The 26,364-nt window shown below is 67.4% G+C and carries 23 protein-coding genes; 13 read left to right on the top strand and 10 right to left on the bottom strand.

Annotated features, from left to right (window positions below; translation table 11 throughout):
* Positions 1–120: 120 nt before the first annotated feature.
* Both AC6I6X_RS15640 and AC6I6X_RS15635 read right to left on the bottom strand, forming a co-directional pair.
* Positions 121–1,410, bottom strand: coding sequence for an MFS transporter (locus AC6I6X_RS15640; protein WP_497931479.1), 1,290 nt, complete (start codon positions 1,408–1,410; stop codon positions 121–123).
* Between the two features lie 3 nt (positions 1,411–1,413).
* On the bottom strand, positions 1,414–2,526 hold the full coding sequence (locus AC6I6X_RS15635; protein ID WP_497931478.1) for an MBL fold metallo-hydrolase: 1,113 nt from the start codon (positions 2,524–2,526) through the stop codon (positions 1,414–1,416).
* 89 nt (positions 2,527–2,615) lie between these two features.
* Between AC6I6X_RS15635 and AC6I6X_RS15630 the strand changes: the two genes are divergently transcribed.
* Both AC6I6X_RS15630 and AC6I6X_RS15625 read left to right on the top strand, forming a co-directional pair.
* Entirely contained in the window at positions 2,616–3,350 is a 735-nt protein-coding gene (locus AC6I6X_RS15630; protein ID WP_497931477.1) for a helix-turn-helix domain-containing protein, read from the top strand.
* Positions 3,351–3,565: 215 nt separating this feature from the next.
* Positions 3,566–4,399, top strand: coding sequence for a ZIP family metal transporter (locus AC6I6X_RS15625; RefSeq protein ID WP_497931476.1), 834 nt, complete (start codon positions 3,566–3,568; stop codon positions 4,397–4,399).
* 71 nt (positions 4,400–4,470) lie between these two features.
* On the opposite strand, the gene AC6I6X_RS15620 is transcribed toward AC6I6X_RS15625, so the two are convergent.
* Positions 4,471–5,202, bottom strand: coding sequence for a hypothetical protein (locus AC6I6X_RS15620; protein WP_497931475.1), 732 nt, complete (start codon positions 5,200–5,202; stop codon positions 4,471–4,473).
* Between the two features lie 259 nt (positions 5,203–5,461).
* On the opposite strand from AC6I6X_RS15620, the gene AC6I6X_RS15615 reads away from it, so the two are divergent.
* Both AC6I6X_RS15615 and AC6I6X_RS15610 read left to right on the top strand, forming a co-directional pair.
* Positions 5,462–6,865 (top strand): FAD-dependent oxidoreductase, encoded by a 1,404-nt coding sequence (locus AC6I6X_RS15615; RefSeq protein WP_497931474.1) that lies wholly within the window; start codon positions 5,462–5,464, stop codon positions 6,863–6,865.
* 181 nt (positions 6,866–7,046) lie between these two features.
* Complete coding sequence (locus AC6I6X_RS15610; RefSeq protein WP_497931473.1) at positions 7,047–8,366, top strand: TIGR00341 family protein; 1,320 nt, start codon at positions 7,047–7,049, stop codon at positions 8,364–8,366.
* A gap of 137 nt (positions 8,367–8,503) precedes the next feature.
* Here AC6I6X_RS15610 and AC6I6X_RS15605 read toward each other — a convergent pair whose 3' ends face one another.
* The 6 genes from AC6I6X_RS15605 to AC6I6X_RS15580 all read right to left on the bottom strand — a co-directional run bounded on the left by AC6I6X_RS15605 (position 8,504) and on the right by AC6I6X_RS15580 (position 14,637).
* Positions 8,504–8,653, bottom strand: coding sequence for a hypothetical protein (locus AC6I6X_RS15605; protein ID WP_497931472.1), 150 nt, complete (start codon positions 8,651–8,653; stop codon positions 8,504–8,506).
* A gap of 81 nt (positions 8,654–8,734) precedes the next feature.
* Positions 8,735–9,394 carry a MaoC family dehydratase gene (locus AC6I6X_RS15600; protein WP_497931471.1) on the bottom strand — a complete coding sequence of 220 codons (660 nt, stop codon included), beginning with the start codon at positions 9,392–9,394 and terminating at the stop codon, positions 8,735–8,737.
* A gap of 171 nt (positions 9,395–9,565) precedes the next feature.
* Positions 9,566–10,393, bottom strand: coding sequence for an alpha/beta fold hydrolase (locus tag AC6I6X_RS15595; protein ID WP_497931470.1), 828 nt, complete (start codon positions 10,391–10,393; stop codon positions 9,566–9,568).
* Positions 10,394–10,482: 89 nt separating this feature from the next.
* Entirely contained in the window at positions 10,483–12,093 is a 1,611-nt protein-coding gene (locus tag AC6I6X_RS15590) for a uracil-xanthine permease family protein (RefSeq protein WP_497931469.1), read from the bottom strand.
* 158 nt (positions 12,094–12,251) lie between these two features.
* Positions 12,252–12,413 (bottom strand): hypothetical protein, encoded by a 162-nt coding sequence (locus AC6I6X_RS15585; protein WP_497931468.1) that lies wholly within the window; start codon positions 12,411–12,413, stop codon positions 12,252–12,254.
* 52 nt (positions 12,414–12,465) lie between these two features.
* Positions 12,466–14,637: a VWA domain-containing protein gene (locus AC6I6X_RS15580; RefSeq protein ID WP_497931467.1), complete on the bottom strand. Its 2,172-nt coding sequence runs from the start codon at positions 14,635–14,637 to the stop codon at positions 12,466–12,468.
* Positions 14,638–14,671: 34 nt separating this feature from the next.
* Between AC6I6X_RS15580 and cobN the strand changes: the two genes are divergently transcribed.
* Genes cobN through AC6I6X_RS15565 form a run of 3 tightly spaced genes read left to right on the top strand, consistent with a single transcriptional unit; the run spans position 14,672 to position 20,134 of the window.
* A complete protein-coding gene (gene cobN, locus AC6I6X_RS15575) occupies positions 14,672–18,610 on the top strand; it encodes a cobaltochelatase subunit CobN (protein WP_497931466.1) in 3,939 nt (1,312 codons plus the stop codon).
* The gene (locus AC6I6X_RS15570; protein ID WP_497931465.1) at positions 18,603–19,346 is read left to right on the top strand and encodes a precorrin-8X methylmutase; all 744 of its coding nucleotides are present in this window, start codon (positions 18,603–18,605) and stop codon (positions 19,344–19,346) included. Before cobN ends, AC6I6X_RS15570 begins: the two co-directional genes overlap by 8 nt.
* Complete coding sequence (locus AC6I6X_RS15565; RefSeq protein WP_497931464.1) at positions 19,343–20,134, top strand: cobalt-precorrin-7 (C(5))-methyltransferase; 792 nt, start codon at positions 19,343–19,345, stop codon at positions 20,132–20,134. Before AC6I6X_RS15570 ends, AC6I6X_RS15565 begins: the two co-directional genes overlap by 4 nt.
* 109 nt (positions 20,135–20,243) lie before the next feature.
* On the opposite strand, the gene AC6I6X_RS15560 is transcribed toward AC6I6X_RS15565, so the two are convergent.
* Positions 20,244–20,414 carry a hypothetical protein gene (locus AC6I6X_RS15560; protein WP_497931463.1) on the bottom strand — a complete coding sequence of 57 codons (171 nt, stop codon included), beginning with the start codon at positions 20,412–20,414 and terminating at the stop codon, positions 20,244–20,246.
* Positions 20,415–20,596: 182 nt separating this feature from the next.
* Between AC6I6X_RS15560 and AC6I6X_RS15555 the strand changes: the two genes are divergently transcribed.
* The 6 genes from AC6I6X_RS15555 (at position 20,597) to AC6I6X_RS15530 (ending at position 26,360) form a co-directional block, all read left to right on the top strand.
* The gene (locus AC6I6X_RS15555) at positions 20,597–21,904 is read left to right on the top strand and encodes a cobyrinic acid a,c-diamide synthase (protein WP_497931462.1); all 1,308 of its coding nucleotides are present in this window, start codon (positions 20,597–20,599) and stop codon (positions 21,902–21,904) included.
* A 124-nt stretch (positions 21,905–22,028) separates the two neighbouring features.
* Positions 22,029–22,652: a precorrin-6Y C5,15-methyltransferase (decarboxylating) subunit CbiT gene (gene cbiT, locus AC6I6X_RS15550; RefSeq protein WP_497931461.1), complete on the top strand. Its 624-nt coding sequence runs from the start codon at positions 22,029–22,031 to the stop codon at positions 22,650–22,652.
* On the top strand, positions 22,649–23,467 hold the full coding sequence (locus AC6I6X_RS15545) for a cobalt-factor II C(20)-methyltransferase (protein ID WP_497931460.1): 819 nt from the start codon (positions 22,649–22,651) through the stop codon (positions 23,465–23,467). The genes cbiT and AC6I6X_RS15545 overlap by 4 nt, the downstream gene beginning before the upstream one ends.
* Positions 23,464–24,360, top strand: a complete 897-nt coding sequence (locus AC6I6X_RS15540) for a cobalt-precorrin-4/precorrin-4 C(11)-methyltransferase (RefSeq protein ID WP_497931459.1) — start codon at positions 23,464–23,466, stop codon at positions 24,358–24,360. Before AC6I6X_RS15545 ends, AC6I6X_RS15540 begins: the two co-directional genes overlap by 4 nt.
* Before the next feature lie 117 nt (positions 24,361–24,477).
* Positions 24,478–25,476: a cobalt-precorrin 5A hydrolase gene (gene cbiG, locus AC6I6X_RS15535; RefSeq protein WP_497931458.1), complete on the top strand. Its 999-nt coding sequence runs from the start codon at positions 24,478–24,480 to the stop codon at positions 25,474–25,476.
* Positions 25,473–26,360, top strand: coding sequence for a precorrin-3B C(17)-methyltransferase (locus tag AC6I6X_RS15530; protein ID WP_497931457.1), 888 nt, complete (start codon positions 25,473–25,475; stop codon positions 26,358–26,360). Before cbiG ends, AC6I6X_RS15530 begins: the two co-directional genes overlap by 4 nt.
* The last annotated feature ends 4 nt before the right edge of the window (positions 26,361–26,364 follow it).

Here is a 26,364-nt window from a genome sequence, read left to right as displayed (position 1 = left end):
AGACGGCCAATATTGGCCGTCTCGTGCTTCAAAGGACGATTCGTTCGATAGTCGAACCGGAGCCTGCAGCGCCCTCCGTTTTCCGATCGATCGACGTCCGACAAGACGTCGGCGAGACCGTCAATCGTCAGAGGGTGCTCGTGACCGATCCTCGGGGGCTGGGGCCGGTGGTTCGTGGGTGCCGAAGTCGGGATGGGTTTCCTCCATCCACAGGTACACGATCGCGCCGGAGACGAACATCGAGATCGCAGTCAGGTAGAACGCGGCTTCGGCGTTCACGAACTGCATGGAGAGGCCGATCACGATCGCGCCGACGCCGTAGCCGGCGTCGCGCCACATCCGGTAGACGCCCATGCCCGCCGATCGCCAGGTCGGGTGGGCGGCGTCGCCGGGGACGGTCATCAGGTTGGGGTAGAGTAGCGCCATCCCCAGGCCGGAGACGCCGGCCAGGAGCGCCCACGGGAGGTAGCTGTCGACGAACACCATGCCGAGGACGCCCGCACCGGCGATGAACATCCCCACGACGACGGGCGGCCGACGCCCGATGCGATCGGCCAGTCCTCCAGTCCCGATTTGGAGGAAGTACATCGCGCTGTGGACGCCGACGACGACACCGACGGCCTCGATCGCGAGCCCCTGACTCGTGAGGTAAAGCGGGACGGCGATCCAGAACAGCGTGTCGACGAAGTTCTCGATGTGGCCGGCCTGCGCCGCCGCGAACAGCGTCCGGTCGCCGTAGGTGGCTCGCTTGAGCACCTCCCCGAACGGCAAGTTCGCATCGTGGTGGTCGTCGTCGCCCTCGAGTTGTGCAAACTGGACCGTCTCCTTGATGAGGAAGATCGAGATGAGCGTCGCCAGTACCACCACGGCGGCGAGGAAGTAGAACGGCTCGGGCCGGAGACTCGTCCGGCCGGCGATGACGCCGGTAATCCACGCGCCCGCGGCGACGCCGGTGTAGCCGAACGCCTCGTCGATGCCGACGGCGAGGCCGCGCTGGTCGGGCCCGGCGAGGTCGATTTTGGCGTTGATCGCCATGCTCCAGGTCAGCGCCTGATTGATGCCCAGCAGGATGTTCCCGATCGTGATCCAGCTCCAGCTGGGCGCGTAGATGAGAATAATCGGGATCGGGAGCGCGGTGAGCCAGCCGAGCACGAGCACCGGCTTGCGCCCGTACTCTTCGCCCCACTTGCCCGCGTAGAGGTTGAGCAGCGCCTTGACGAAGCCGAACGAGACGACGAACGAGCCGATGACCAGGAACGACTCGACGCCGAGGACGTCCTCGCCGAGGATGGGGACGACCGTGCGCTCGGACCCGATCGTCAGTCCCGTCGCGAACACCAGCAGGACGTGCAGCGAGAACTGCCCGAGGTGTTCGCGAATGCCCTGTCTCAAGTCAGGTTGCCCGTTCATGGATTACTCGGCCGCACAGCGGTTGGGACCCAGTTCGAGCTCGGACAGTTCTTCGTCGGGGACGTCCTCCTGCCCGACGTTCGTGCGCTTGACGCGCTCGAAGTTCGGCGGATGGTCCGGGATGTCCGAGGCGAGCGTCGCGACGAACTCCTCGCGGTCACGCCCGAGGTCCTCGTTTTGCTCTGTGACTGCACCGAGCGTCGCGGTCACCGGTGGCTCGGGTGAGCCGGGGTCGTGTGCCGGGAGGACGACCGCGTCGTCCGGCCGGTCCAGCAAGCGCTGGAGGCTCTCGTAGAGCGTCGCCGCATTCCCTTCGACGTCGGAGTCTTCGATACCGGCTTCGACACCGAGTTCGACGCGGCCGACGCTCTCGTGGAAGAGCGTATCGCCCGTAACGAGCGCCTCGCCGTCGACGTCGAACGAGACGCTCCCCTCGCTGTGGCCCGGCGTGTGGATCACGTCGACGTCGACGGTCCCGATTTCGATCGTCTCCCCGTCTTCGACCGGAGTCGCGTCGATCGCGAGCGCGTCCTTCGGGTGGAGGTAGTATGGAACGTCGTGACGCTCGGCGAGTTCCGCACCGCCGGAGACGTGGTCGGCGTGCGCGTGCGTGTCGAAGACACCGACGAGGTCGGCGTCGTGCTCGTCGAGGATTGCATCGTACTCGTCGAGGTAGTGGGAGGGATCGAACACGGCGGCTTCGCCGTCCGAAATCAGGACGTGAGAGAGACAGCCCTTCCCTGGACGGGCGACCTGAACGAGCGTCCCGTCGAGGCCGGTCCGGACGGGAGCGCTTCGGTGGACGCGACTCCACCCGTTCATCCCGTCGGTGAGCGTTACGGCGTCATACCCCATCTCTCGCAGGACGTCCGTCGCCGTCTGCGAGACGACTCCCGCAGCACAGACAGTAACGATCTCTTTTTCCTCCGGAAGGTCGTCGAGGGCATCCGTTGCCGCCTCCGGATCGTCCGTCAGTTCGTCGTAGACGTCGACGTTGACGCTGTCCGGAATATGCCAGTCGTCGTACTCCTCCTGGTGCCGAATGTCGAGGACGAGAACGTCGTCCTCGTCGGCCTGCAATCGTGCGCCGAGTTCGTCTGGGTTCACTTCTGCCATCGGTGTTCGCTCATAAGGGGTATCTCTGGATATGGGTAGTGCCGGTCATGACCGGCACACCTAACTGGCTAGCGGCCCGATGGTCGTGTATGAGCCTGTACGAGGCCTCCTTCCGGGTGAAACACGAGTGCCCCTACCGGGAGATTTCGGAACGGCACCCGGACCTCACGATTCGCGAGTGGTACTTGAGCGACTGCCAGGTGCTGGAGATCACGTCCCCGGAGACGCCGACGGACGACTTGCTCGACGAGATCGACGGGCTGGGGACGATATTGCACCGATCGATCGACGAGTCCGGCCTCCACGTCGTCACGCAGTCGTGTCTCTGTTCGCTCGAGGGGTCGATCATCGATCGGTTCGAGGAGTACAACTGCCTCTACCAGCCGCCGACGATCCACCGCCAGGGGTGGGAACACTACACGGTGATCGCGTTCGACGAGGCCGACGTTCGGGAACTGATCCGGGACCTGGAGGCCGATCGAAACATCGACGTGCTCTCGAAGACCGCCATCGCGGAACAGGCGATCCCCCACAGCATGCTGGCCCCGGTCGATCGGCTCTTCGAGGGGCTGACCGATCGACAGCGAGCGGCGCTCCGACTGGCTCTCGAGAGCGGCTACTACGAACAGCCCCGGAAGACCTCGCTTCGCGACCTGGCCGATCGGACCTCCGTGGCCCGATCGACGTACGAAGAGCACCTCCGGAAGGCCGAGAACAAACTCCTCACGAACGCCGGAGAGTTCTTGCGGCTGGTGACCGCGACCGGAACGGGAGACCCGCTGAACGTCGATCGGGCGGGAGCGCCGGAGCAGAGCGCCGACTGAACGCCAGTGGTTCGAACTGCAACCGGACTCGCTGGTCGGCGCGTGAGCGGTCGGACCTGCCGGTCAGTTCGTGAGCGGTCGGACCCGCCGGTTCGTGCACACTCGTACTCGATGATCGGTGAGCTTTTTTGGTCGCTGTCGGTATATACCACGGAGATGGGTGCTGGTGAGCGCCGACGCGACGACGACCGTCCACCGACCGGGAAGGTGAGCGCATGGTCTCTGTAGTCGAGTTGTTCGTTCGGATCGCCGGCGAAGACCCGGTAATCCAGGGTCTCGTCGGCGGGATAGTTATCGCGACGTTGAACCTGTTCGGCGCGTCGGTGGTGCTGGTCTGGAAGGATCCCTCCGAGCGGGCGCTCGACGGCGCGCTCGGGTTCGCAGCGGGCGTGATGCTCGCCGCGGCCTTTACGAGTCTCATCATCCCGGGGATCGAACAGTACTCCGGCGGCGATCCGGTTCCCACGCTCGTCGGCATCGTGCTCGGTGCGCTCTTTCTCGATCGGGCCGACCTGCTCGTCCCGCACGCCCACTATCTCCTTACCGGACGCACGCGGCCGGATCAGGCCGACCCCAGTACGTCGCTCCCCCTCGACAACGAGCGGGTGGTGCCCGTCGTGCTGTTCATCCTGGCCATCACCCTCCACAACATGCCCGAGGGGTTGGCCGTCGGTGTCGGCTTCGGGTCCGGGAACGTCGAGAACGCGATCGCGCTCATGATCGCGATCGGAATCCAGAACGTTCCGGAAGGGCTCGCGGTCTCGGTGGCCGCGATCAACGCCGGACTGGATCGACGCTTCTACGCGATCCTGGCGGGATTGCGATCGGGGATCGTCGAAATCCCGCTCGCCGTCCTCGGCGCACTGGCAGTGAGCACCGTCGAGCCGTTACTGCCGTACGCGATGGGCTTCGCCGCGGGGGCGATGCTCTTCGTGATCTCCGACGAGATCATCCCCGAAACCCACACCCGCGGTCACGAGCGAATCGCCACCCTCGGCGTGATGGCCGGCGTGATCGTGATGCTCTACCTCGACATCAGTCTGGGATGACGTCCGCCGCGTAGATGTGGACCAAACCGAGATCGCGGGTGCCCGTCGAAAACGCGACGGACGCGATCGGGTCAGTGAACGGGCTCAGGGCTTCCGGTTCGTGGCTCCTCGGACGCGGTCCAGTCGTCGGCCTCGTAGCGCACCAGGCCGACGCCGAACCAGGCCGTCCACAGCCCCGTCACGATCGTGGCTCCGATCCAGACGAGGCCCCCCAGCGCGATCCCGACTCCGAAGACGAGGATCATCCCTGCGAAGGCCGTGATCGCCGCGACGGCACCGATCCACGACGCCCAGGTCGGCGTCGTCTGGGACTCACTGCGCGCCTCGTTGCCGGCGATCACCGCGACCGCCAGGAGGAAACCGAGGAATACGGCGCTGTATGCCTCGGCGAACGCCGACCACGTTTCGAACGTCGTCGTCTCACCGGCGACGGCGGCGTCGGTGATCACGGTCGCCTCGACCACGGCAGCCGTCGTGACCAGGAGTGCGCTCACGATCAGCACGGCCCACGCCGTCGTCGTCCACCAGGTCCGGGTGAGCCGTGACCCGGCCGTCAGCATGAGCAACCCTGCGATCGCGAACGCGGAGAGACCGATCGCCGTTACCGCGTGTGCCGTCACCCACCGGGTCGGCGCGTCGGCGATGGTCGCCACGAACTCGGCCGGATCGGGAGCGGGCGGTGGGTGGAGGGCGAAGCCGATTACGAGCAGCGCGGATCCGATCGCGAGCCAGATACCGCCCGCCCGTATTCTCGCGCTCGTGTTCGGCGTCGATCGGGTAGCTGTGTCTGCGGTTGTTGGCATAGTGTCCTCCAGCGCGCTCATCTCGACTCCCCTCGTCGCCGTCGACGTCTCGGAGAGAACGCTACGTGGTAGTTGGTTGTGTTGTATGTTAACATTTAACGCTATATGGCTAGCAGCGTTCACGTCTGCGGTATTTCGGCGCGAGCCGTCGGAAATAGTGGCCTGTCTGCGATAGGAACTGAACGCCTGTTACGACTTTAGTGAAAGCACGACATGCTACGGTTATTCACCTGCGCGGGGTATCTCCAACCGGATACCGATGACCCTTGCAACCGTTCCGCGATACGACGACCGATTCTCCAGGGTGGGGAGGCGAGCGGTGGTCGTCGGAGCGGGGATGGCCGGTCTCGTCGCGGCTCGCGTCCTGTCGGACGCGTTCGACACGGTCACGATCGTCGACAAGGACCCGCTCCCCGACGAACCGGTCGCCCGAAGCGGGGTTCCCCAGGCCGGCCACCCCCATCTGCTCTGGGAGGCCGGGCGGGCGACGCTGGAGGACCTCTTTCCGGGCTACACGGAGGAGTTGCTCGCGGCCGGCGGCGTCTCGATCGACGGCCAGCGGGACCTCCGCCAGTACAGTCAGGGTGGCTTCCTCGCCAGCGGGACGACCCCGTTCCGGCTCTTCCTGGCGACGCGACCGCTGTACGAACAGGTAGTCCGGCGACGCGTCTCTCGACTCGACGGGGTTCACGTGCGGCCTCGGTGTCAGTGTCTCGGGTACGTCACCGACGATGCGGCGACCGCCGTCCAGGGTGTAACTATCCGAAACCGAGACGGCGAACGCGAGGCTCTGGCTGCAGACCTTGTCGTCGACGCAACCGGACGGGCGAGTCGGACGCCAACCTGGCTGGAGCGCCACGGCTACGCGCCGCCGCCCGTCGACGAGGTGCGTATCGACCTGGTCTACAGTACCATCGCTATCGAGCGACCCCCCGACGATCGCCGGACGATCGGCGTGCTGGCCGAGGCACCTCGAACCCGCGGCGGCGCGGCGATGCCGGTCGAGGGCGATCGCTGGCTGGTGAACCTCCACGGCATGCACGGCGATCGTCCGCCGACGGATCCGGCGGCGTTCACGACGTTCGCGGCGAGCCTTCCCACGCCAGAACTGACGGCCCTCATCGAGGAGCGCTCGTGGCTCTCCGAGGACGTCGACCGGTATCCGTTTCCGGCCAGTCGCCGGTACCGCTACGAGGACCTCGATCGGCTCCCCGAGGGCCTGGTCGTCACCGGCGACGCGATCGCCAGCTACAACCCGATCTACGGCCAAGGGATGTCGGTCGCCGCACTCGAGGGCCTGGCGCTTCACCACGCGCTTGCAGAGGGCGGCCGGGAGGATCTCGCGGGGCGCTTTTTCCGCCGTGCCGCGGCGATCGTCGACGTCGCGTGGGCGATGGCGATCGGAGCCGACTTCGGATTCCCGCAGACGCAGGGCCGGAAGCCACGCGGAACGGCCGTCCTCAACTGGTATCTGAAGCGGTTGTTCCGGACCGCTCAGACGGACGGCGCGGTCACCGACGCGTTCGTGTGCGTACTCATGATGGAAGAGCCGCCCAGTACGCTGTTGCGGCCGGGCGTGGCGTGGCGCGTCCTCGCTCCGTCCGGTGGCGTCGGGAAGCCGTTACGTGAGCGTATCGCGGGTCGGAGCGACGTCGACGAGTAGGAACCCGTCTCGGCAGTCGGACGCCGTTCGAACGGACCGAAATCGAGCACGCGAACACAGCACTCCGTCGGGAGCATCGTCTCGGCTCCCTCGTCGACGACGGATCGATGGATCGATCGGTAGCAGTGAACCCGTTCACTGCCGGGACGGCGTTTTTCCACGCCTTCGTGGAGGTGGGCGTATGCGCCTCGTGGAGATCCTGATCCCGAAAGGGAAGCGCGACGCCGTCGAGGAGGTGCTGGAGGACGAGGACATCGACTACACTCTCACCGAAGAAGAGAGTCGGAGCGAGCCCTCGGTCGTCGTCACGTTCCCGCTTCCGGCGCCCGCGGTCGAATCCGTCCTCGACGACGTCCGAGAGACGGGGATCGACGAGGATTCCTACACCGTGATCATCGAGGCGGAAACCGTCATCTCCGAACGGTTCGACGACCTCGAGCAGCGATACGCCCAGACCACCGCGCGCATCTCTCGCGAGGAGATGCAGGCGCAGGCGAAGGACCTCACTCCGCGATTCAGCACGTATCTCGTCATGACGATCATGAGCGTGGTCGTCGCGACAGCCGGTCTGTTGCTCGATTCACCGGCGGTCGTCGTCGGGTCGATGGTGATCGCCCCGCTGATCGGACCCGCACTCGGTGCGAGCGTGGGCACGGTCATCAACGATCGAACACTGTTTCGTCGTGGAATCAGGCTCCAGGCGATCGGACTCGGCGTCGGCGTCCTCACCGCCGCGGCCTTCGCCTTCGTCGTCAGGTCGACCGGGCTCGTCTCGCCGATGATCGACCTCTTCGCGATCTCGGAGATACAGGGACGGTTACGTCCCGACGTGCTCTCGCTCGTCATCGCGATCGGTGCCGGCGTAGCCGGTGCATGGACGCTCACCGCCGGCACGTCGGCTGCCCTCGTCGGCGTCATGATCGCCGCGGCGCTCGTTCCGCCGCTGGGCGTCGTCGGCATCGGTATCGCGTGGGGCCTCCCGAAGGTCGCCCTCGCCGCGGGCGTCCTCGTCCTGATCAACATCCTCACGATCAACGTCACCAGCCTCGCCGTCCTCTGGTACAAGGGGTATCGGCCGGAGAACTGGTTCCAGCAGGACGAAGCCGCCGTCGCCACGAAAAAACGCGCCGTCGTCCTCGCCGTCGCGATCGTCGCCCTCTCGGGATTTCTCGGCGGCGTGTCGTACGACACCTACCGCGCCGGGGCGTACGAGGAGGCGGTCACCGACGACGTCGCTGCCGTCCTCGATGCGCCAGCGTACGCCGACCTCACGCTCGTCGACGTCGCGATCGAATACACCGATCCGGTTCCGCCCCGTCAGCCCGAACGGGTCGTCGTCACGGTCGGTCATCCGATCGGAACCGATCCGCCGCCGATCGGCGACGAACTCCAGTCCCGAGAGAGCGTCCGCGCGGAGTCGGCGATTCACCTGCCGACCGGGCCGCTCGTCGAGTCCCAGCGGGCCGAGGTGGTAGTCCACTACACCGAGATAGATCGGTAGCGAGATCCCCTCGCCCTCGAACCCCTGTCGACTTCCGACAACTCCCGTCGGCTTCCGATCTTCGTCTTCGCGTGGCGGTATCACCGCTCGCCGTGAGACACTCCCGCCGAGACCGGTAAAATGCTCAGCAGTTCGAATCAGGGATGCCACCGGAGTCCACTGTGCTCGACGGTGAACCCTCGGTCGCCACACGACGGACAGCCGGTCCCGCCGCGGTCCCGATCGAGCGGGCGATCCGGAATCCGGTGCTCGAATCCGCAGGTCGAACAGACGATCGACGCGGGCACGAGTGATGGCTCCACCGGAACGGGAATAACGCTGGGGGTGGCAGGGTCGGGATCGCCCCCTGAGGAGTCACTCGATCGTCGTCACTCCGCGTCGGGCGACTCGGTGATGATGACGACGGCTTCCCCGTCGATCACCGTCTCGTCTTCGCCGTTCGAGACGGTCGTCTCGAGCCGGTACTGGTCGTCGCCGAGTGCCTCGACGATCCGACAGTCGGCGGTGACGGTGTCGCCGACGGCGACCGGGGCGAGGAACTCGAGGTCCTGCGAGAGGTAGATCGTGTTGCCGGGGAACCGGGCCAGCGCGGCGCTGATCGTGCCGGCGACGAGCGTGCCGTGGGCGATCCGATCGCCGAACCGGGTCGCGTCGGCGTAGTCGTCGTCCAGGTGGAGGCGGTTCGTATCGCCGCTGACCTGTGCGAACGCGGAGATATCGGCCTCCGCGATCGGCTTGCTGAACCGGACGGAATCGCCAACGTCGAGCTCCGACACGGACGAGACCGATCGAGCCATCGTCCAGGTCTCGTCACTGCAGGCGACCGACGGGACCGATCCGGACTCCTCCGTGACGGACGCGTCCCGTTCGTCGTCGGTCCTGGACCTCGCTGGAGAGATCCCCATCGCCGCCAGGACGGCGTTGTTGGCCTCGACGTAGCTGTTGACGACGTGTTGTGAGATGTTCGCCCAGTGCTCGTTGATCGCGGTCGAATCGACGTCGCCGGAGTGCGGTGAGTGACTGCTCATTGGTGGTGCCTGCCGCGGCTGAACGGTCGATCGATCGGTCGTTCCGATCGAGTCGGATACCGACCGATCGTTGGACGCCGATCTCCTTTTGTGCGACCCCAAAGCAGTTTGGACGCCCTTGCGGGCGACGGGCGGTATCGGCTCCGCGGGCGGTGTGCTCCGGTTGGATCGTCACGCGAGGGGGAGCCCCTCGAAGAACGTCGCGCTGGCGGCGTTGAACGCCTGCGGTCGATCCTGATTGACGAGGTGGGCCGCCCCGTCGATCGTGAGCCAGGTGCCGTCGCTGACGGTCGCCGCGATCTCCCGTCCCTGCCGTTTCACCGCCGGTGCCTCGTGCTCCCCGTGGACGACGAGCGTCGGCGTCCCGACGTGCGGTAACGCGGGTGGCTCGTACCGGTAGAGCGCGTCGAACACCTTCCGATACTCCGATCGGGAGACGTCGTCGACGCAGTCGATCGCCGCCTCGCGGACCTCGGGGGAGACGGCCAGCCACGGCTTCCCCGTCGTCGATCGAATCGACCCGAGCATGGAGCGGAAGGTCGTCTTCGGGCCGGTCATCGCGAGCGAGGTCGAGAGCATCGGCATCGGCGATAGCCCCGCCTTGAGTCCCGACGGCAGATCGATCGGCGGCATCGACTGCACCGCTCCGGCCATGATCGCACCCGCCGCCCGATCGGGGTGTCGATCCAGGAACTCCTGGACGACCATCGACCCCAGCGAGATACCACAGAGGATCGGGTCGTCGATCGCGAGGTGGTCGAGCACCGCCTCGAGGTCGTCGGTGAAGAGTTCGATCGAGTACCGGTCCGTCGCGGTCGCGCCAGTTCGTCCGTGGCCGCGGACGTCCAGCGTGACGACGCGATAGTCGTCTTCGAAGTGCCCGACCTGGCTCGTCCACGCGTCGCCGTTCATCCAGCCCCCGTGGACGAACACGATCGGGTGACCGTCGCCTGCAGTCTCGTACCAGAGGGTAGCGTCGTCGCGCGGGAGTTCTGCCATTACCTCTTCTGGGGGCTGGACGGGTAAAGTACGACGGGTTGCACGCGACGCCAGTGAGAACCGGGTATCGAGACCGCCGTCGTCCAGGATTACCGCTCGTGCGTCGTGTCGGGATCGGTGCGGGTCTCGGCAGTCGACTCGGCGTCGATCCAGCGGTCCCAGAACGAATTGAACTCGTCGTCGTTCTCAGTAATGCGGTCCCACTCCGCGAGACCGCGCTCCTCGCGGCTCCCTGGAATCGTGTTGTCGAGGACGAGCGCCGCGAGGCCGCCGACGGCCATCCCGGTCGAGCCGATGATGAAGATCGTGTCGACGACGGCCTGTCCCGCGGCCTCGATCCAGCCGGCGAGCGCGGTTCCGGCGACCGCCTCGACGAGCGGCGCGATCGCCCCCTCGAGACCGACGGCGTCGCGGAACGCGAGCGTGCTCTCGAAGTTGCCCATGTACGCCGGGATCGCCAGTCCGACGAAGAGGGCGAAGCCGATGATGAAGGTGTTCCGGGAGGAGTCCAGATCGACGTGGCGCAGGTTCGAGATCCCGACGGCGACGATCTGGCCGAACATGGCGATGAAGAGGCCGCCGACGATCGGGTCCGGGATCGTCGCGATCAACTGGCCGAAGTAGCCCACGAAGCCGACGAACAGCATGATGACGGCCCCGATCTGGACGACGTAGCGCGAGGCGACGCCGGTCAGCCCGATCGCGCCGATGTTTTCGGAGTACGACGTCGAACCGCCAGTCCCCATGATCCCCGAGAAAATGTTCATCAGCCCTTCCATGCCGATGCCGTGGTTGATCCGCTTCTCGCTGGGCGCCCCCGACCCCGAGATGTTGGCCACCGCGTAGTAGTCGCCGATGCTCTCGACGATCGAGGCGAGCACGCCGGCGAACATCCCGACGACGAAGGCGGTCGTCACCTGGGGCATCCCCCACTGGAGCGGGTAGATCGGGAGCAGGGGCCGGGTGTCCGCGACCTGTCCGAGGTCGACGTAGCCCGGATGCGTCCCGCCGATCACGCCCGTGACGGAGACCGCGGCGGCGGCGAGCCAGGCGATGACGAGCGCCAGCACGACCGGGTAGAGACGGAACGCCTTGTGTTTGACGTCGAGGTACTGCGAGAACAGGAGGATCAGGCCGAGCGTGAGGGCCAGCAGGGGCCAGCTCTGGTTCGCCGTCGTGATCTGGGGGGCGTTAAATAGCGCCAGCCCGATCAGTGCGATCGTCGGTGCGATGACGACCGGCGAGAGGAACCGGCGGAGCTTCCCGACCAGTCCGAAGTAGCCCATCGCGACCTCGACAGTCGCCGCGACGATGATCGCGCCCTGTAACTGCAACAGCGCGGCCTCCCAGCTCGGCCCTCCCGAGACGCCGCCGGCGGTCACGACGGCGACGATGGCCAGCGCCGGCGCGAGCATCGAGAACGGCGCGCCCTGGACGATCGGGTACCGGTTCCCGAACGTCGTCTGGGCGAGCGTGGCGATCCCGGAGACGACGAAGAACGTCCCGACGAATCGGGCGGTCACCCCCGGCGGCATCCCCATCGCACTGGCCAGTATCAGCGGTACCGCGATGTTGGCACCGACCATCGTCAGGTAGTGCTGGACTCCAAGGACCATCGATTCCCCCACCGGTGGCCTGTCGTCGATCCCGTACTCGATGTCGTCACCGGCCGCGCCCGTGCCGGTTGCGTCCTCTGTCATGCTCAGTTGTCGGATAACGGCGCAGGCCGCTCATAGGGGTGTTGATCCGCGATCGTCGGACCGTATCCCAGCTGACACGTTAAAGATAGCTTCGGGGCGAACTAGTGGATTCGGCAATCGCGGTGCGAATCGCGGCGAACTCCGGGGCACGAGGCCGATCAGCGGACGACGTGCCAGACGAATCCACAGCGATCACACTCGAACGCCCGCATCAGGACGCTGTCGATCGCTCTCCGGGCGGTTTCGACGGTACCGCTGTGCAAGCAGTCCGGACAGGCACGGGTAGAGGCGGTACTGCGAATCCGGTCCGAGGGTGACATAACCGATCTCCCCGCATAGGCAGGTTACGCCGGCGTCACCCGCCGAACGCCGCTACCGGTCCGACGCCGCTCGATCGGCCGCGGACCGGATCGTCTCCGGCGACAGCGCCGACAGCGGGACGCGTTCCCCGTCCGTCTCGCTCGCGACGAGTTCGGAGAGTCCGGCCCGCGAGTCGTCGCCCGCGTCGACGACGACCACGTGCGCGTCGTCCGTCGCGAGGGCGCGTGCCGCCCGGCGGGTCGCCTCGGTCGGACTCCCGTCGGCGACGTTCGCCCGCCCGTCGGTCACCACGACGACAACCGCGGCGTCGGTCCCGGCCCGATCGATCACGCGACCCGCTGTCTCGAGTCCCGCCGGCAGCGGCGTCCGATCGCCGGCGGGCAGGTCCTTGAGGTGGCGCGCGGCGAGCGTGACGCTGTCGGTCGGCGGCAACAGGACGTCGGCCCCGTCGCCGGCGAAGGCGACGAACGCCACCCGATCGCGCTGCTGGTAACTGTCCCGGAGCAAGTCGAGGACGACGCCCTTGGCGGTCCGCATCGCCGGCCGCATCGAGGCGCTCGCGTCGACGGCGAAGACGATCGTTACCGACGTCTCGCCGGCCCGGACCGACTGCCGGAGATCCGCGTTCTCGACCCGCGTCTCGCCCCGGGTCGCGGCCGATCGGACCGACGCGGCGGCATCGATCGGACCGTCGCCGGTCGCGGGTTCGGTCCGGACCCGCGCCCCGCGGTTGTCGACGCTCGGCGTCGGGGTCGCTCGCGATCCGGTCCCGTCGTCGTCGCCCGCGTTCAGTTCCCCCCCGTCGAGGTCCGGCGCTCGCCCGTCGCCGATCCCGGCACGTTGCTGGCCGGGAACGATCGGGGTCGCGGTGTCGTCCGATTCGCCGTCGCCGGCCCCGTCGCTACTCTGTTCGCTCGTCCCATCGCCGGAGTCTGCCTCACCGTCGCCATCCGCAGGTGCTGGCGTCCCGTCAGCCGGTCCATCGGGTCCCGGCGAGCCGTCGGGAGTCGATTCGCCGGCTTCGTCGTCGGATCCGTCGGTCGAGTCGTCCGATCGGTCCGGTTCGTCTCCACCGTCTCCGCCGTCCCAGTCCGATTCCCGATCGTCGCCGGAGGCGTCACCTCCCTCGTCATCGGCAGGTTCGGCGTCCGGCGAATCGTCGCCGTTGCCCTCGCGGTCGTCCCCGTCGAAGCGATCCTCGAGGAGGTCGTCGAGGTCCGGTTCGTCCTCGAACGGCGTGCTCCGGAGGCGGTGAGGAAGCGCGTAGGTCGCGGCCTCGTGGATGTCTCCCTCGATGACCGTCGTCCGGCCGTCGAGCGCGGCCAGCGTCGCGGCCGTGCGTGCCGTCGCCACGTCCCCCCGGTGGCCGTCGACGCCGGCCTCGAGACAGAGGTGCGCGATCTCTTCCTTGAACTCGGCCGGGAGATCGACGGTCGGGAGCAGATCGCGGGCCGCGGCCAGGTCCTCGCGGAGCCGTTCGACCTCGTCGGTGTACGCGGTGTCCGGATCGGGGCCGTCGCCGGTCGCGTCGTCCCGCGCGAGCGCCCGATCGATGATCTCGACGCGATCGTCGATCTCGCGACAGCCCTCGACGGTTGCCTGCAGGGCGAACCGATCGCGAAGCTGGGGCCGGAGGTCGCCCTCCTCCGGGTTCATGGTGCCGATCAGGGTGAAAGACGCGGGATGGGAGACGCTGACGCCGTCGCGTTCGACGGTGTTGGTGCCGGACGCGGCGGCGTCTAAGAGCACGTCGACGAGGTGGTCGTCCAGCAGGTTGACCTCGTCGACGTACAGGATTCCGCGGTGGGCGCGGGCGAGCAGGCCGGGATCGAAGTCCGCCTCCCCTGCGAGTGCGTCCGCGACGGAGAGGGTGCCGACGACCCGATCCCGGGTCGCTCCCAGCGGGAGCGTCACGAGCGGGACGGGCCGCGTCTCGACGGCCATCTCGTCTGGGTCGCGTTCGCTGCACTCCGCGCACTGCAACCCGGGGTCGGTCGGCGAACAGCCGTAGGGACAGTCGGCCACGACACGCTGCTCGGGCAGGAGATCGACCAGCGCCCGCACGGCGGTCGACTTCGCGGTTCCTTTCTCGCCGACGATCAGGGCCCCGTCGAGGTCGGCGTTGGCCGCGACGGCCAGCAACACCCGCTTTAGCTCCGCTTGCCCGACGATCGCCGGAAATGGGAGTGACGATAGCTTTTTGCCCCCGGCGTTTACAACCATACTTGCGCTAATACAACAGAGGTTTAAAAACTCGATGACACGGATCGGGATCTACACCGCGACGGCAAACGAACTCGGCTCGATCGGCCGGGCGGCCGAGCGTCTCGAGGACGTCGACCTGGTCGTTCGCTCGGAGAGCGACCTCGACGACGAGGCCGCGATCGAGGAGTTCGTCGACGAATTGACCGACGCCACGGCGGCGATTTGCTGGCTGCACGGGGCCGAAGACAGCATGCCCGGCTACGACTACGCGACGGGCGCGCTCGCCGACGCGGGCGTGCCGCTGATCGTGAAGTCGACCGGCGACGCGTTCGCGTTCGAGGATACGACGGTCTCGGACGCGCATCGCGACCGGGTCTACGAGTACCTCGAACGGGGCGGCACGATTAACGTCGCCAACTGCTGTCGATTTCTGGCATCGGAGTACGAGGGCCGGGACCTCGCGTACGACGAACCCGCGGAACTCCCTACGGAGGGCGTTTACCACCCCGACTATCCGGGGATCGAGTACGAGGAATTGCTCGAGACCCACGATCCAGGGAAGCCGACCGTGGCGATCTGGTTCTACGAATCGCACTGGACCCACGAGAACACCCGCTACGTCGACGCGCAGGTCCGGGCGCTCGAGGAACAGGGGGCCAACGCGCTCCCCATTTTCTGCAACCCGGCGACCGACACCGACGAACAGGAGGACGCCGAGTGGGTGGTGGATAACTGGCTCCTCGACGATAGCGAGGCCTCCGAGACGCCGCGTAGAGGCGGTGACACCGCCGGTGGCGAGCCGATCGTCGACGCCGTCCTCTCCTCGTTCATGTTCTCGCTCTCGATGGACGAGCGCGGCCGGAGCGCCAGCGGGGAGGGCGACTCCGCGGAGGACGTCTTTCTCGATCGACTCGGCGTGCCGGTCCTCCAGACGGTGACGACGATGCGATCGCGATCGCGCTACGAAGCAAGCGATACGGGCGTGATGGGGTTCGAACTCGCCCTCTCGGTCGCCCTGCCGGAGTTCGACGGCAACGTGATCACCCACCCGATCTCGGGGAAAGAACGCACCGACGACGAGGCCGGCATCGGCAGCGCGCCGAAACACCACTTCCCGATCGAGGATCGGATCGACCACGCGACCCGTCTCGCGGTCAACTGGGCGACGCTGCGCCACACGCCCAACGAGGACAAGCGGGTCGCCGTGGTCCTGCACAATTACCCGCCGAGCGACGACGGGATCGGGACGGCCTTCGGTCTCGACAGCCCCGAATCGACCGTGAATCTGCTCGCGGAACTCGAGTCCCGCAAGTACGATCTCGGCGGTACGCTGCCCGAGAGCGGCCAGTCCCTCGTCGAGACGCTCACTTCACAACTCACACTCGACGATCGCTGGGTCGCCCCCGAGGACGTCCGCGACCGATCGGTCGACGTCGTCTCGTCCGACACCTACGCGGCGTGGTTCGACGAGGCCGACGATCGGTTCCAGGAGAACGTGATCGAGGAGTGGGGCGAGGTTCCGGATCGGCCCTTCGCGATCCCGGGCGTCGAGTTCGGTAACGTCCTCGTCACCGTCCAGCCCCCGCGCGGGTTCGGGATGGATCCCTCGAAGGTCTACCACGACTCCGATCTCCAGCCGCCACACGACTACTACGCGTTCTACGGCTGGCTCCGCAACGAGTTCGAGGCCGACGCCGTCGTCCACCTGGGGACCCACGGGAGCCTCGAGTGGCTTCCCGGCAAGACCGTCGGGCTGAACGGCGCGAGCGCGCCCGATCAGCTGGTCGACGACCTCCCGAACGTCTACCCCTACATCGTCAACAACCCCGGAGAGGGGACCCAGGCCAAGCGCCGATCGTACGCCGCGATCGTGGACTACCTCACGCCCGTCATGCGATCGGCGGGCACGTACGACGAACTCGCGGAACTCGAGGAACTGGCCAACCAGTACCGCGAGGCCGGGATGGAAGACGCCCGCGCCGACGATGGCGAACACCTCGAGGCCATGATCCGGGAGACGGTTGAGGAACTCGATCTCGCCGTGGAACTGGGGATCGAGGGAACCATCGACGAGAAAGCCGACGTCCGTGGGCCGGACGAAGCCGGCTCCACGCTGGCCGAAGGTGCAGTCGATGGGGACGAGGTCGGGATTGACGACCTCGTCGAACGGATCCACGAGTACCTCACCGACGTCAAGACGACTCAGATCCGGCTGGGACTACACACGATGTCCGAGCCGCCTGCCGACGATCGGCTCGTCAAGTACCTCGTCGCGCTCACCCGACTCGAGAACCCCGGCGCGCCGAGCCTGCGCGAGAGCGTGGCCGGCGCGCTGGGCGTCGACTACGAGAAGATGCTGAACGCGCCCGGTGAGTACGACGCGGACCTGGGCATGACCTACGCCGAGGCCGCGGACGTGGTCCACGAGACGAGTCTCGACCTCGTCCAGACGTTGGCCGAACACGATTTCGACGTCCCCGAATCCGAGCGCGAGGCCGGTCCAGACGACGAGGTCAACATGAACCTGCTCGTCGTCGACCTCGAGACGATCGGCGACGCTAGGGCGAGATCGGGCGCTCACGACGACCTGCGGGAGGTCCTCGCGTACATCTGCGAGGAGGCCCAGCCCCGCGTCCAGGGAGCCGAAGACGAGATCCCCAGAACGGCGGACGCCCTCTCGGGCGCGTACGTGCCGCCGGGCGGGTCCGGCGCGCCGACCCGCGGCGGCGTCGACCTCCTGCCGACCGCGCGGAACTTCTACACGCTCGACCCGCGAAAGGTGCCGGCGAAGGCCGCCTGGCAGGTCGGGAGCGAGGTCGCGGAAGGGGTGCTCGATCGCCACCTGTCCGAGACCGACGAGTACCCCGAAGAGATCGGCGTCGTCGCGTGGGGGACCCCGACGGTCCGCACCCGCGGGGAGACGATCGCCCAGGTGCTCGCGACGATGGGCGTCGAACCGGTCTGGACTGACGCCGGGCGGATCGACGACGTCGAGCCGATTCCGATCGAGGAACTCGGCCGACCACGAGTCGACGTGACGACCCGCGTCTCCGGGCTCTTCCGGGACGCGTTCCCGGCCGCGGCGGGCGTCATCCACGACGCGGTCGACGCCGTGGTCGATCTCGACGAACCGCACGAGGTGAACTACGTGAAGAAGCACGTCGAGGAAGCGACCGAGGAACTGCAGGACGAGGCGGGACTCGACGAATCCGACGCCCGCGACGCCGCGACACACCGCGTCTTCACGACGAAACCCGGCGGGTACGGCGCCGGGACCAACAAGGCCGTAGATGAAGGCAACTGGGACGATCGCTCCGACCTCGCGTCGGTCTACGTCCAGTGGGGCGGCTACGCGATGGGCTCCAGGGGGCGAGTTTCGGCGGCCCACGACGCCTTCGAGCGCCGCCTCTCGAACGTCGACGCGACGGTCAAGATCGAGGATACGATGGAACAGGACGAGTTCGACTCCTCGGACTGGTACGCCTTCCACGGCGGGTTCATCTCCGCCGTGAGCGAGATTTCGGGCGCGGAACCCGCCTCCTACGTCGGCGACTCGTCTGACCCAGACAGCGTCGACGTCTACACGAACGAGGAGAAGGTCCGCAAGGCGATGCGCGCCCGAGTGCTCAATCCCGACTGGCTCGAATCGATGGAAGAACACGGCTACAAGGGCGCCGGCGACCTCTCGACGACGGTCGACGTGACGCTCGGCTGGGACGCGACGACCGGCGTCGTGAGCAACACCCTCTGGGAGGACGTCGCAGAGAAGTTCGCCTTCGACGAGGACCGGCAGGACTGGATGCGCGACGTCAACCCGTGGGCGCTCGAGTCCATCACGGACGCCCTGCTCGAGGCGATCGAGCGCGACCTGTGGGAGGCCGACGACGAGACCGTTGACCGGTTGCGGGACCTGAACCTCGAGGTCGAGGGCGATCTGGAGGCGCGGACGACCAACGAGGCCGTCGGCGCGGAGGTGACGACCGATGACTGACGGCGACCAGGAGTTCGACAGCGAGTACGCCGACCTCGGCGCGACGACGCAGAACGCGATGGACATCGCCGAGACGAGCATGGACATCGTCAGACAGTTCGTCCCCGACGAGACGCTCGCGGATCGGATCCGCCAGAAGTCGGTCCACTCGATGGGCGACATCGAGTTCCAGCACCTGATCCGTTTTACGGGCGCGGACGACCGCGGCGACGACGATGACGCCCCCGTCCGTGCCGGCGCGCGGGCCGTCCTCGACGAGGCGGCCATCATCACCGACATCACGATGGTGAAAGCCGGCGTCACGGGCCGGGGACATACCTGCGACGTCTCGAAGGCGATCGGCCACGGGAAAGAACTCGCCGCGGAAACCGGAATGACCCGGACCGCCGCGGCGATGCTCGAACTCGACCGCGAGGACGCTTTCGAGGGTGCGATCGTGACGATCGGGAACGCGCCGACGGCGGCGCTGGCGCTGGCGGACTGCATCGAACAGGGCACGCGACCGGCGGTCGTCGTCGCGAACCCGGTCGGCTTCGTCAAGGCCGAGGAGAGTCGTCAGCGGATCCGCGAGGTCAGCGAGGAGTACAGCGTCCCGGCGATCACCCACGTCGGCCGCCGCGGCGGGAGCGGTCTCGCCGCCGCGCTGACGAACGAGCTGATCCACGTCGCGAAAGATCTCCGTACCGGCGAACTCGCAGACGACCTCGCTTTCGAACGCGGTGGGGCGGACGAATGAGCGACGACTACGACCTCGACAGCGGGCCGGATCCGGCGACGTTCGCAGCCGCCGAACCGGAACCCGACGTCGTCGCCGAGATCGACGATCCGGTCTCCGTCGTCGGCGTCGGGCCCGGGAATCCGGAGTACCTCACCCCTCGCGGCGAGCGGGCGATCCGCGAGGCGGACGTCGTCGTCGGCTTCACGACCGTCGTGGAGTTCGTCGAGGATCGGACGGACGCCGACCTGCTGACCTGCGGGTACAGGGACGAGGCCGAGGCGCTGGCGGAGTTCGGCGACCGCGTCGCCGCTGGCGAGTCGGGGACCGCGGTCGCGATGGGCGACCCCAACCACTCGGGCTACCAGTTCGTCGGGAAGGTCCAGGACGCAGTCGAACGTGAGAATCCCGAGATTCCCGTTCGCGTCGTCCCCGGCATCTCCTCGCTTCAGGTGGCTGCCAGCCGCGCCCGGACGCCGATGGAGGACACCGAGTTCGTCACGCTCCACAAGAGCGGCGACCTGGAGGCCGACATGGACAGGCTCGCAGGGGCGGTGGACGATCGACACCTGCTCGTCCTCCCGCGGCCGTACGATCGGATGCCGGGCGACATCGCGGCGTTCCTGCTCGACAACGGCGCGGACCCCGATCTCGAGGCGCTGGTGCTCGAGAAGCTGACCCACGACGACGAGGAGATCCACCGGTTCACGCTGGCGGAACTGGCCGCACACGCCGGCGGAGACGGGCCGGAGGAGACGCCGTTTTCCGATCTAGTCGTGCTCGCGGTTCGACAGCCTGTACGGCCGTAGTGCGTCGACGCGACGATCGGGGACCGGTCGCGATCGGTGTGACTGATCGGGACGCAGACGTCCCCGAGACGTCTCTGGGGCGCTCGAGCGGCGTCGCAAAAAACTGTCGTCAGGCCTCGTCCTGGCTGTGTTCGCTGAGGACGGTCGCGATGGTCTGCGAGACCTCTTCGATCGCGACGGCGTTGGTCTTCCGGAGTTCGTTCCGGTCCTGTGCCGCTCCGAGGTGCCGCAACGCTTCCCGAAGGTGGTACTCGGTGTCGTGGTCGGTTTCCTCGGTCATTGCCGAGATGCACGTAACCGATTCGAACGGGTAAGCGACTCGGTGGTGGTCGCGGCGCCGGCGATCGGTGGCACCGGTGGATTCAAGTCTACTTGTCGTAACTCAAGTGTAATGGTTGATCCCAGCAGGACCTCCCTGTTCGAACGGATCGCGGGACTCGAACGGTTCCCGCGGTGGGACCGATGAGAGGGTTCGTCCTCGGCGGCGTCAGTTCCGGCGTCGGCAAGACCGTCGCGACGCTCGCGGTTATCCAGGCCCTTCAGGACGCCGGCTACGAGATCCAGCCCGCCAAAGCGGGGCCGGACTTCATCGATCCCAGCCACCACGAGGCGATCGCCGGGCGGCCTTCCCGTACGCTCGACCTGTGGCTCGAGGGCGAAGACGGCCTGCGGCGCAACTACGCCCGCGGCGAGGGCGATATCTGTGTCGTCGAAGGCGTCATGGGCCTCTACGACGGCGACGGCTCGAGCACCGCGATGGTCGCCGAGGCGCTCGACCTCCCCGTGGTGCTGATCGTCGACGCCGCGGCGGGGATGGAGAGCGTCGCCGCGACGGCCCTCGGGTTCCGGGAGTACGCCGCCCGGATCGGCCGCGAGGTCGACGTTGCGGGCGTCGTCGCCCAGCGCGCCCACGGCGGCCGCCACCAGGAGGGGATCCGCGAGGCGTTGCCGTCCGAAATCGAGTACTTCGGGAGGATTCCGCCGAACGACGACCTCGAGATTCCCGATCGCCACCTCGGTCTCGAGATGGGCGACGAGGCGGCGTTGCCCCGGGAGGCACTTCGGGAGGCTGCCGACTCGCTCGCGACAGAACGGTTCGTCGAGGCGGCGAGCGAGGCCGAACAGTCCGCGGCGTCGGCGGCCGATCCCGATTCCGTCGACGCCACGGTCGCAGTCGCCAGCGACGCCGCCTTCTGCTTCCGGTATCCGGCGACGATCGAGCGCGTTCGCGAGCGGGCCGAACTGGTCACGTTCTCGCCGGTCGCGGGCGACCCCGTTCCCGACTGTGACGGCGTCTACCTGCCCGGCGGGTATCCCGAACTGCACGCCGAGCGCCTCGAAGCGGCGGGAACGCTCGCGGAACTCGGCGACCGGGCCAGCGAGGGACTCCCCGTTCTCGGCGAGTGCGGTGGCCTGATGGCCATGAGCCAGTCGCTGACGACCGCGGCGGGCGATCGGCGCGAGATGGCCGCCATTCTGCCGGCCGACGTACGGATGCACGATCGGTACCGGGCGCTCGATCACGTCGAACTCGAGGCGACCCGCGGAACGCTGACCGCCCGCGCCGGGGAGTCGATCCGCGGCCACGAGTTCCACTACTCGAGTGCCGACGTGGACGGCGACGCCCGGTTCGCCTTCGAGACGGTCCGCGGCGACGGCATCGACGGCGATCACGACGGCCTGACCGAGTACGCGTCGCTCGGCACCTACGCCCACGTCCATCCGGAGAGCGGCGCGTTCGATCGCTTCCTCGAAACGATCGCACGCTGAACGCGGGTCCCGGATCGCCGGCGCTGGACAACGACACTTGTCCTACTCCAATCTCAACTTGGCAATCGTAGTTGTTCTACCTCAACCAAAATTGTTTTAGGCCAGGACTCTGTTCCACCGGGTGATGCGACCCATCGCGCTTCCACACGACGCGAAGGCCGGGCCGACCAAGCCGGAGGTCCGCGCCGTCGTGCAGTCGAAACTCGCGCTCGCGGCCGACGATCACCTCGCGGAGGTCGGCTCCTGTACGGGGGCCATCACGATCGAATCCGCACGGCGAGCGGGGCGGGTGACCGCGCTCGAACGAAAGGCGGAGCGCCTCGAGACGACCGAGCGAAACCTCGCGGCGAACGCGGAGTCGGTGCGAGCCGACGTCGAGTTGCGGAACGCGGAAGCGCCCGCCGGCCTCCCCGACGACGCCGACGCGCTCTTTCTCGGCGGAAGTCGCAACTTCGAGGCCGTGCTCGACCACGCGGTCGAGACCGGGATCGATCGGGTCGTGATGAACGTTTCGCGGCTCGAGGTCGCCGGCAAGGCGACCGAGGCCTTCCGTGAGCGCGGGATTCTCGAGGAAGTCGTCCAGTTTCAGGTGAGCCACGGCTACGAACTGGCCGGCGCGACGAGCTTCGACTCGGACAATCCGGTGTACATGCTTGTCGGGAGCGCGACCACGGACGAAGACAGCGAGAAAGTCGCAACCGATGGCGGTAACGTGAGCGGCGACGCGAGCGAGGTGAGCCGGAGATGACCCTCTACGGCGTCGGACTCGGCCCCGGAGAGGCCGATCTCGTGACGGTTCGCGGGAAGGAGGTGCTGGAAAACGCGGACGTGGTCTACTCGCCGGGTCGCCTCTCGCGGACCGTGGCGCTCGAACACGTCGACGAGTCGGCGATCGGCGACCTCGATTTCCCGATGACGAAAGACGAGGAGAAGCTGCGATCGGCGTGGAAGGAGGCCGCCGCCGAGATCGCCCCGAACGCGCGCGAGGGCGACGTCGCCTTCGTCACGCTCGGCGATCCGAACGTCTACTCGACGTTCGGTCACCTGCGCCGGACGATCGACGCCTTCCATCCCGACGTCGACCTGGAGATCGTCCCCGGGGTCAGCGCCGTCACCGCCTTCGCGACCGCGCTCGGCGTCGAGATCGAGGCCGGTGCGGGGCTCTCCCTCCGCGAGGCCGCGAACGGGGCGAGTCCCACGGGACCCGATCGGCTGATCCTGTTCAAGGTCACCGACGCGCCGGCGACCCACGAGGGACTCGTCGAGGCCGGCTACGAGGTGACATACGGCCGCCGCCTGTTCATGGAGCAGGGCGAGACGATCGTCACCGATGACCCCGAGGAAATCGACGAGCGCGACTACTACACGCTGGCCTACGCCGAGAAGGCGGATCTCGAAGTCGAACAGGCGACGGCCGCCTTCCAGCGGGAGGCCGACGACGCCGACTCCTCGAGCGAGGACCAGTCGACGGCGAGCGGTGAACCGGTCACCGACGGCGGGACGCTGATCGACCTCGAGCGGGCCGAGGGCTGCGAAGGCGGCGACTGTGGGGGCCACCGATGACCGACGACACGGGGACCGATCCGCAGGACGCGATCGACTCCCAGGGCGATCGCCGGCGCCAGGAACTCGACGATCGGATCTTCGAGCACAGCGCCGGCGACGACCAGGAGGGAGTCCCCTTCGTCGGTGCCGGCCCCGGGAACCCGCGCTTGCTGACCGTCGCGGGAAAAGAACTTCTCGAGGACGCCGACCTCGTCGTCCACGCGGGATCGCTGGTGAACAGCGAACTCATAGAGGAGTACTGCGGCCACGCGGAACTCGTCAACTCGGTCGGCAAGGACCTCGAGGAACTGGTCCCGCTGATGCGGGACGCCTACGAGGACGGCGACGACGTCGTTCGATTGCACAGCGGCGATCCGGCCATCTACGGGGCCGCACTCGAGCAGATGGATGCGCTGGAACACGAGGGCGTCCCGACCTACTTCGTCCCCGGCGTCACGTCCGCGTTCGCCGCGAGCGCGACGCTGCGGACCCAGTTGACGCTCAACGAAGTGTCGAATCACGTCGCATTCACCCGGCCGCAGGGCAAGACCCTGAGTCCGGAGGAAGACCACATCTCCGACTTCGTCGAGATGGGTGACGTGACGACCTGCATCTACCTCGGGACCCACGCGGTCCGGGACACGATGGATCGACTGCTCGCGGACGGCCACGACCCCGAGACGCCGGTCGCGGTGATCTACCACGCCTCCTGGCCGGACGAGGACGTCATCGTCGGCTCGATCGGGGACATCGCGGACAGGGTCGAGGAGGCGGGCTATCGCGCCTCGGCGCTGGTCGTCATCGGCGACGCGGTCACGGGAGCGGGCTACGAACGCTCCTATCTCTACGGCGACTGGGCGAATCGAGGTTCGCCGGAGAACGCGAGCGAGAGTGAGGCAGGTGACGACTAGCATGCGCCGGCGTAGTCACCGCGAACACGGCGAGAGCCCCCACTTCGGTCGAGTCGGTGGACTGGACGGGGCCGTGGAACGTGGACGGGACAATTTCGATGCGATGGAGGTCGAACAATGAGTTCAGATACCGAGAACACGGACACGACGGACGATACTGGATCGGATTCCGACGGTGGCCACTGTTCGACGCCGGATTCGGACGGCGAAGTCGCGGAGGAGATCGCGATCGTCTCCTTCGGCCGGAAGATGGACACCGCCGAGGAGATCAAAGCGGAACTCGCGGATCGCTACGAGGCGATCGAGATCCTCGAGTACCACGGCGACGTCTTCGAGGACCACTGGGGCGAGTACGACTGCTTCGTCGGCCTGATGGCCTCGGGGATCGCGATGCGCAAGACGGCCCACCTGTTAGACGACAAGTGGGAGGATCCCGCGATCTGCGTCGTCGACGAGGAACTCACCTGGGCGATCCCGATCACGGGCGGCCACCACGGCGCGAACCAGGTCGCACAGGACCTGGCGACGATGGGTGCCGTCCCGGCGATGACCACCGCCTCGGAAGCCGCGGGCAAGCAGGGCGTCGAGTCCCGCGCGAAGGCGATGGACGCCCACGTCGTCAACGGCGACTCGACGGTCAAGACGAACCTCGCCGTGCTGGACGACGATCTCGGTCCCGTGGCGCGACTCGACGGCCCGCGAGCCGTCCTCGTCGGCGACGACGTGACGGTCCTCAAGCGCAACGAGCAGGAGGGGTGCGTCCTCGGCACGGGGAGCGTCTCCGGCGCGAGCAAGGACGCGTTCCTCGCCGCGTGGGACGAAGCACTCGATCGAACGGAGTACGACCTCGAGGACGTCGAGTTCGTCGCGACAGCGACCCGAAAGGAAGACGAGGAAGGGCTGCTCGAGGCCGCCCGGGAACTCGATCTGGGCGTGGTCACCTTCGACAAGGAGACGCTGCTCGACCACGAGGGGCCGACCCCCTCCAGATCGAAGGAACTGATCGGCTGGCCCGGCGTCTCCGAGGCCTCGGCGATCGCCGGCGGGGCCGAGCAGGAACTCGTCCTCGAGAAGTTCAGCTACGAGAACGAGGTCACGGTGGCGATCGGCCGATGAGCGGGAGCGAGACCGACGCCGAGTCGACGGGCGTGACGGCCGGCGGCACCCCCGACGACCACGGCACCCTCTACGTCGTCGGCATCGGACCGGGTCTGCCGGACCACATGACCGCGAAGGCAAAGCGGGTCATCGAATCGGCGGACGTCGTCATCGCCTCGAGCCTCTACCAGGAGTTCCTGCGCGAGGACGGCACGCTCCCCCCGGAGGAGGCCGTCGACGAGGACGGGGTCGCGACCCGCGAGGACGGCTTCGAGCAGGAGATCGTCCGATCGACCATGGGGCGGCAGATCGAACTCGCTCGCGCGGCGTTCGACTACGTCCGCGAGGGGAAGACGGTTGCCCACGTCTCGGGCGGCGACCCCTCCGTCTACGGCAAGTCCGACCTGATCTTCAAGATGGCAGACGAGGACGACGCGACGGACGTGCCGATCGAGATCGTGCCCGGCCTGACCGCGGCCCTGGGCGGCGCGGCCAACGTCGGCGCACCGCTGTGCAACGACTTCTGTACCGTCTCGCTGTCGGACAAGTGGCGCGGCTGGGACGAGATCGAGGAGAAACTGCGCGCGGCGGCGGTCTCGGACTTCGTGATCGTCCTGTACAACTGCTGGCGAAACTACGAACGGGCCGTCGAGATCGTCCGCGAAGAGCGGACCGACGACGCCCTCGTGGCGATCGTCAACGACGCCGGCCGCGCGGACGCCGGTCGCAACGGCGAGAGCGAGTTCGTCACGACCCTCGGCGAGGCCGCCGACCACGACGACAGGGTGTCGGGAATGGGCACCTCGCTGATAATCGGCACCCACGAGACCGAAACCTGGCGCAACGACGATCGAACGTACCTGGTCACCCCGCGCGGCGGGCGTGACGTCGACGATTTCTGACCAA

This window comes from Halosolutus sp. YCN4 (assembly GCF_059736495.1).
This window is presented reverse-complemented; position numbering and strand designations above follow the sequence as displayed.

Excerpts from the sequence above, each read along its gene's own strand:
- cobN (WP_497931466.1), top strand. The coding sequence starts at position 14,672 with ATGACACGGATCGGGATCTACACCGCGACGGCAAACGAACTCGGCTCG.
- AC6I6X_RS15600 (WP_497931471.1), bottom strand. The coding sequence starts at position 9,394 with ATGAGCAGTCACTCACCGCACTCCGGCGACGTCGATTCGACCGCGATC.
- AC6I6X_RS15540 (WP_497931459.1), top strand. The coding sequence starts at position 23,464 with ATGACCGACGACACGGGGACCGATCCGCAGGACGCGATCGACTCCCAG.
- AC6I6X_RS15615 (WP_497931474.1), top strand. The coding sequence starts at position 5,462 with ATGACCCTTGCAACCGTTCCGCGATACGACGACCGATTCTCCAGGGTG.
- AC6I6X_RS15595 (WP_497931470.1), bottom strand. The coding sequence starts at position 10,393 with ATGGCAGAACTCCCGCGCGACGACGCTACCCTCTGGTACGAGACTGCA.
- AC6I6X_RS15625 (WP_497931476.1), top strand. The coding sequence starts at position 3,566 with ATGGTCTCTGTAGTCGAGTTGTTCGTTCGGATCGCCGGCGAAGACCCG.
- cbiT (WP_497931461.1), top strand. The coding sequence starts at position 22,029 with ATGCGACCCATCGCGCTTCCACACGACGCGAAGGCCGGGCCGACCAAG.
- AC6I6X_RS15545 (WP_497931460.1), top strand. The coding sequence starts at position 22,649 with ATGACCCTCTACGGCGTCGGACTCGGCCCCGGAGAGGCCGATCTCGTG.
- AC6I6X_RS15610 (WP_497931473.1), top strand. The coding sequence starts at position 7,047 with ATGCGCCTCGTGGAGATCCTGATCCCGAAAGGGAAGCGCGACGCCGTC.
- AC6I6X_RS15560 (WP_497931463.1), bottom strand. The coding sequence starts at position 20,414 with ATGACCGAGGAAACCGACCACGACACCGAGTACCACCTTCGGGAAGCG.
- AC6I6X_RS15570 (WP_497931465.1), top strand. The coding sequence starts at position 18,603 with ATGACTGACGGCGACCAGGAGTTCGACAGCGAGTACGCCGACCTCGGC.
- AC6I6X_RS15580 (WP_497931467.1), bottom strand. The coding sequence starts at position 14,637 with ATGGTTGTAAACGCCGGGGGCAAAAAGCTATCGTCACTCCCATTTCCG.
- AC6I6X_RS15635 (WP_497931478.1), bottom strand. The coding sequence starts at position 2,526 with ATGGCAGAAGTGAACCCAGACGAACTCGGCGCACGATTGCAGGCCGAC.
- AC6I6X_RS15555 (WP_497931462.1), top strand. The coding sequence starts at position 20,597 with ATGAGAGGGTTCGTCCTCGGCGGCGTCAGTTCCGGCGTCGGCAAGACC.
- cbiG (WP_497931458.1), top strand. The coding sequence starts at position 24,478 with ATGAGTTCAGATACCGAGAACACGGACACGACGGACGATACTGGATCG.
- AC6I6X_RS15585 (WP_497931468.1), bottom strand. The coding sequence starts at position 12,413 with ATGTCACCCTCGGACCGGATTCGCAGTACCGCCTCTACCCGTGCCTGT.
- AC6I6X_RS15620 (WP_497931475.1), bottom strand. The coding sequence starts at position 5,202 with ATGCCAACAACCGCAGACACAGCTACCCGATCGACGCCGAACACGAGC.
- AC6I6X_RS15565 (WP_497931464.1), top strand. The coding sequence starts at position 19,343 with ATGAGCGACGACTACGACCTCGACAGCGGGCCGGATCCGGCGACGTTC.
- AC6I6X_RS15630 (WP_497931477.1), top strand. The coding sequence starts at position 2,616 with ATGAGCCTGTACGAGGCCTCCTTCCGGGTGAAACACGAGTGCCCCTAC.
- AC6I6X_RS15530 (WP_497931457.1), top strand. The coding sequence starts at position 25,473 with ATGAGCGGGAGCGAGACCGACGCCGAGTCGACGGGCGTGACGGCCGGC.
- AC6I6X_RS15640 (WP_497931479.1), bottom strand. The coding sequence starts at position 1,410 with ATGAACGGGCAACCTGACTTGAGACAGGGCATTCGCGAACACCTCGGG.
- AC6I6X_RS15590 (WP_497931469.1), bottom strand. The coding sequence starts at position 12,093 with ATGACAGAGGACGCAACCGGCACGGGCGCGGCCGGTGACGACATCGAG.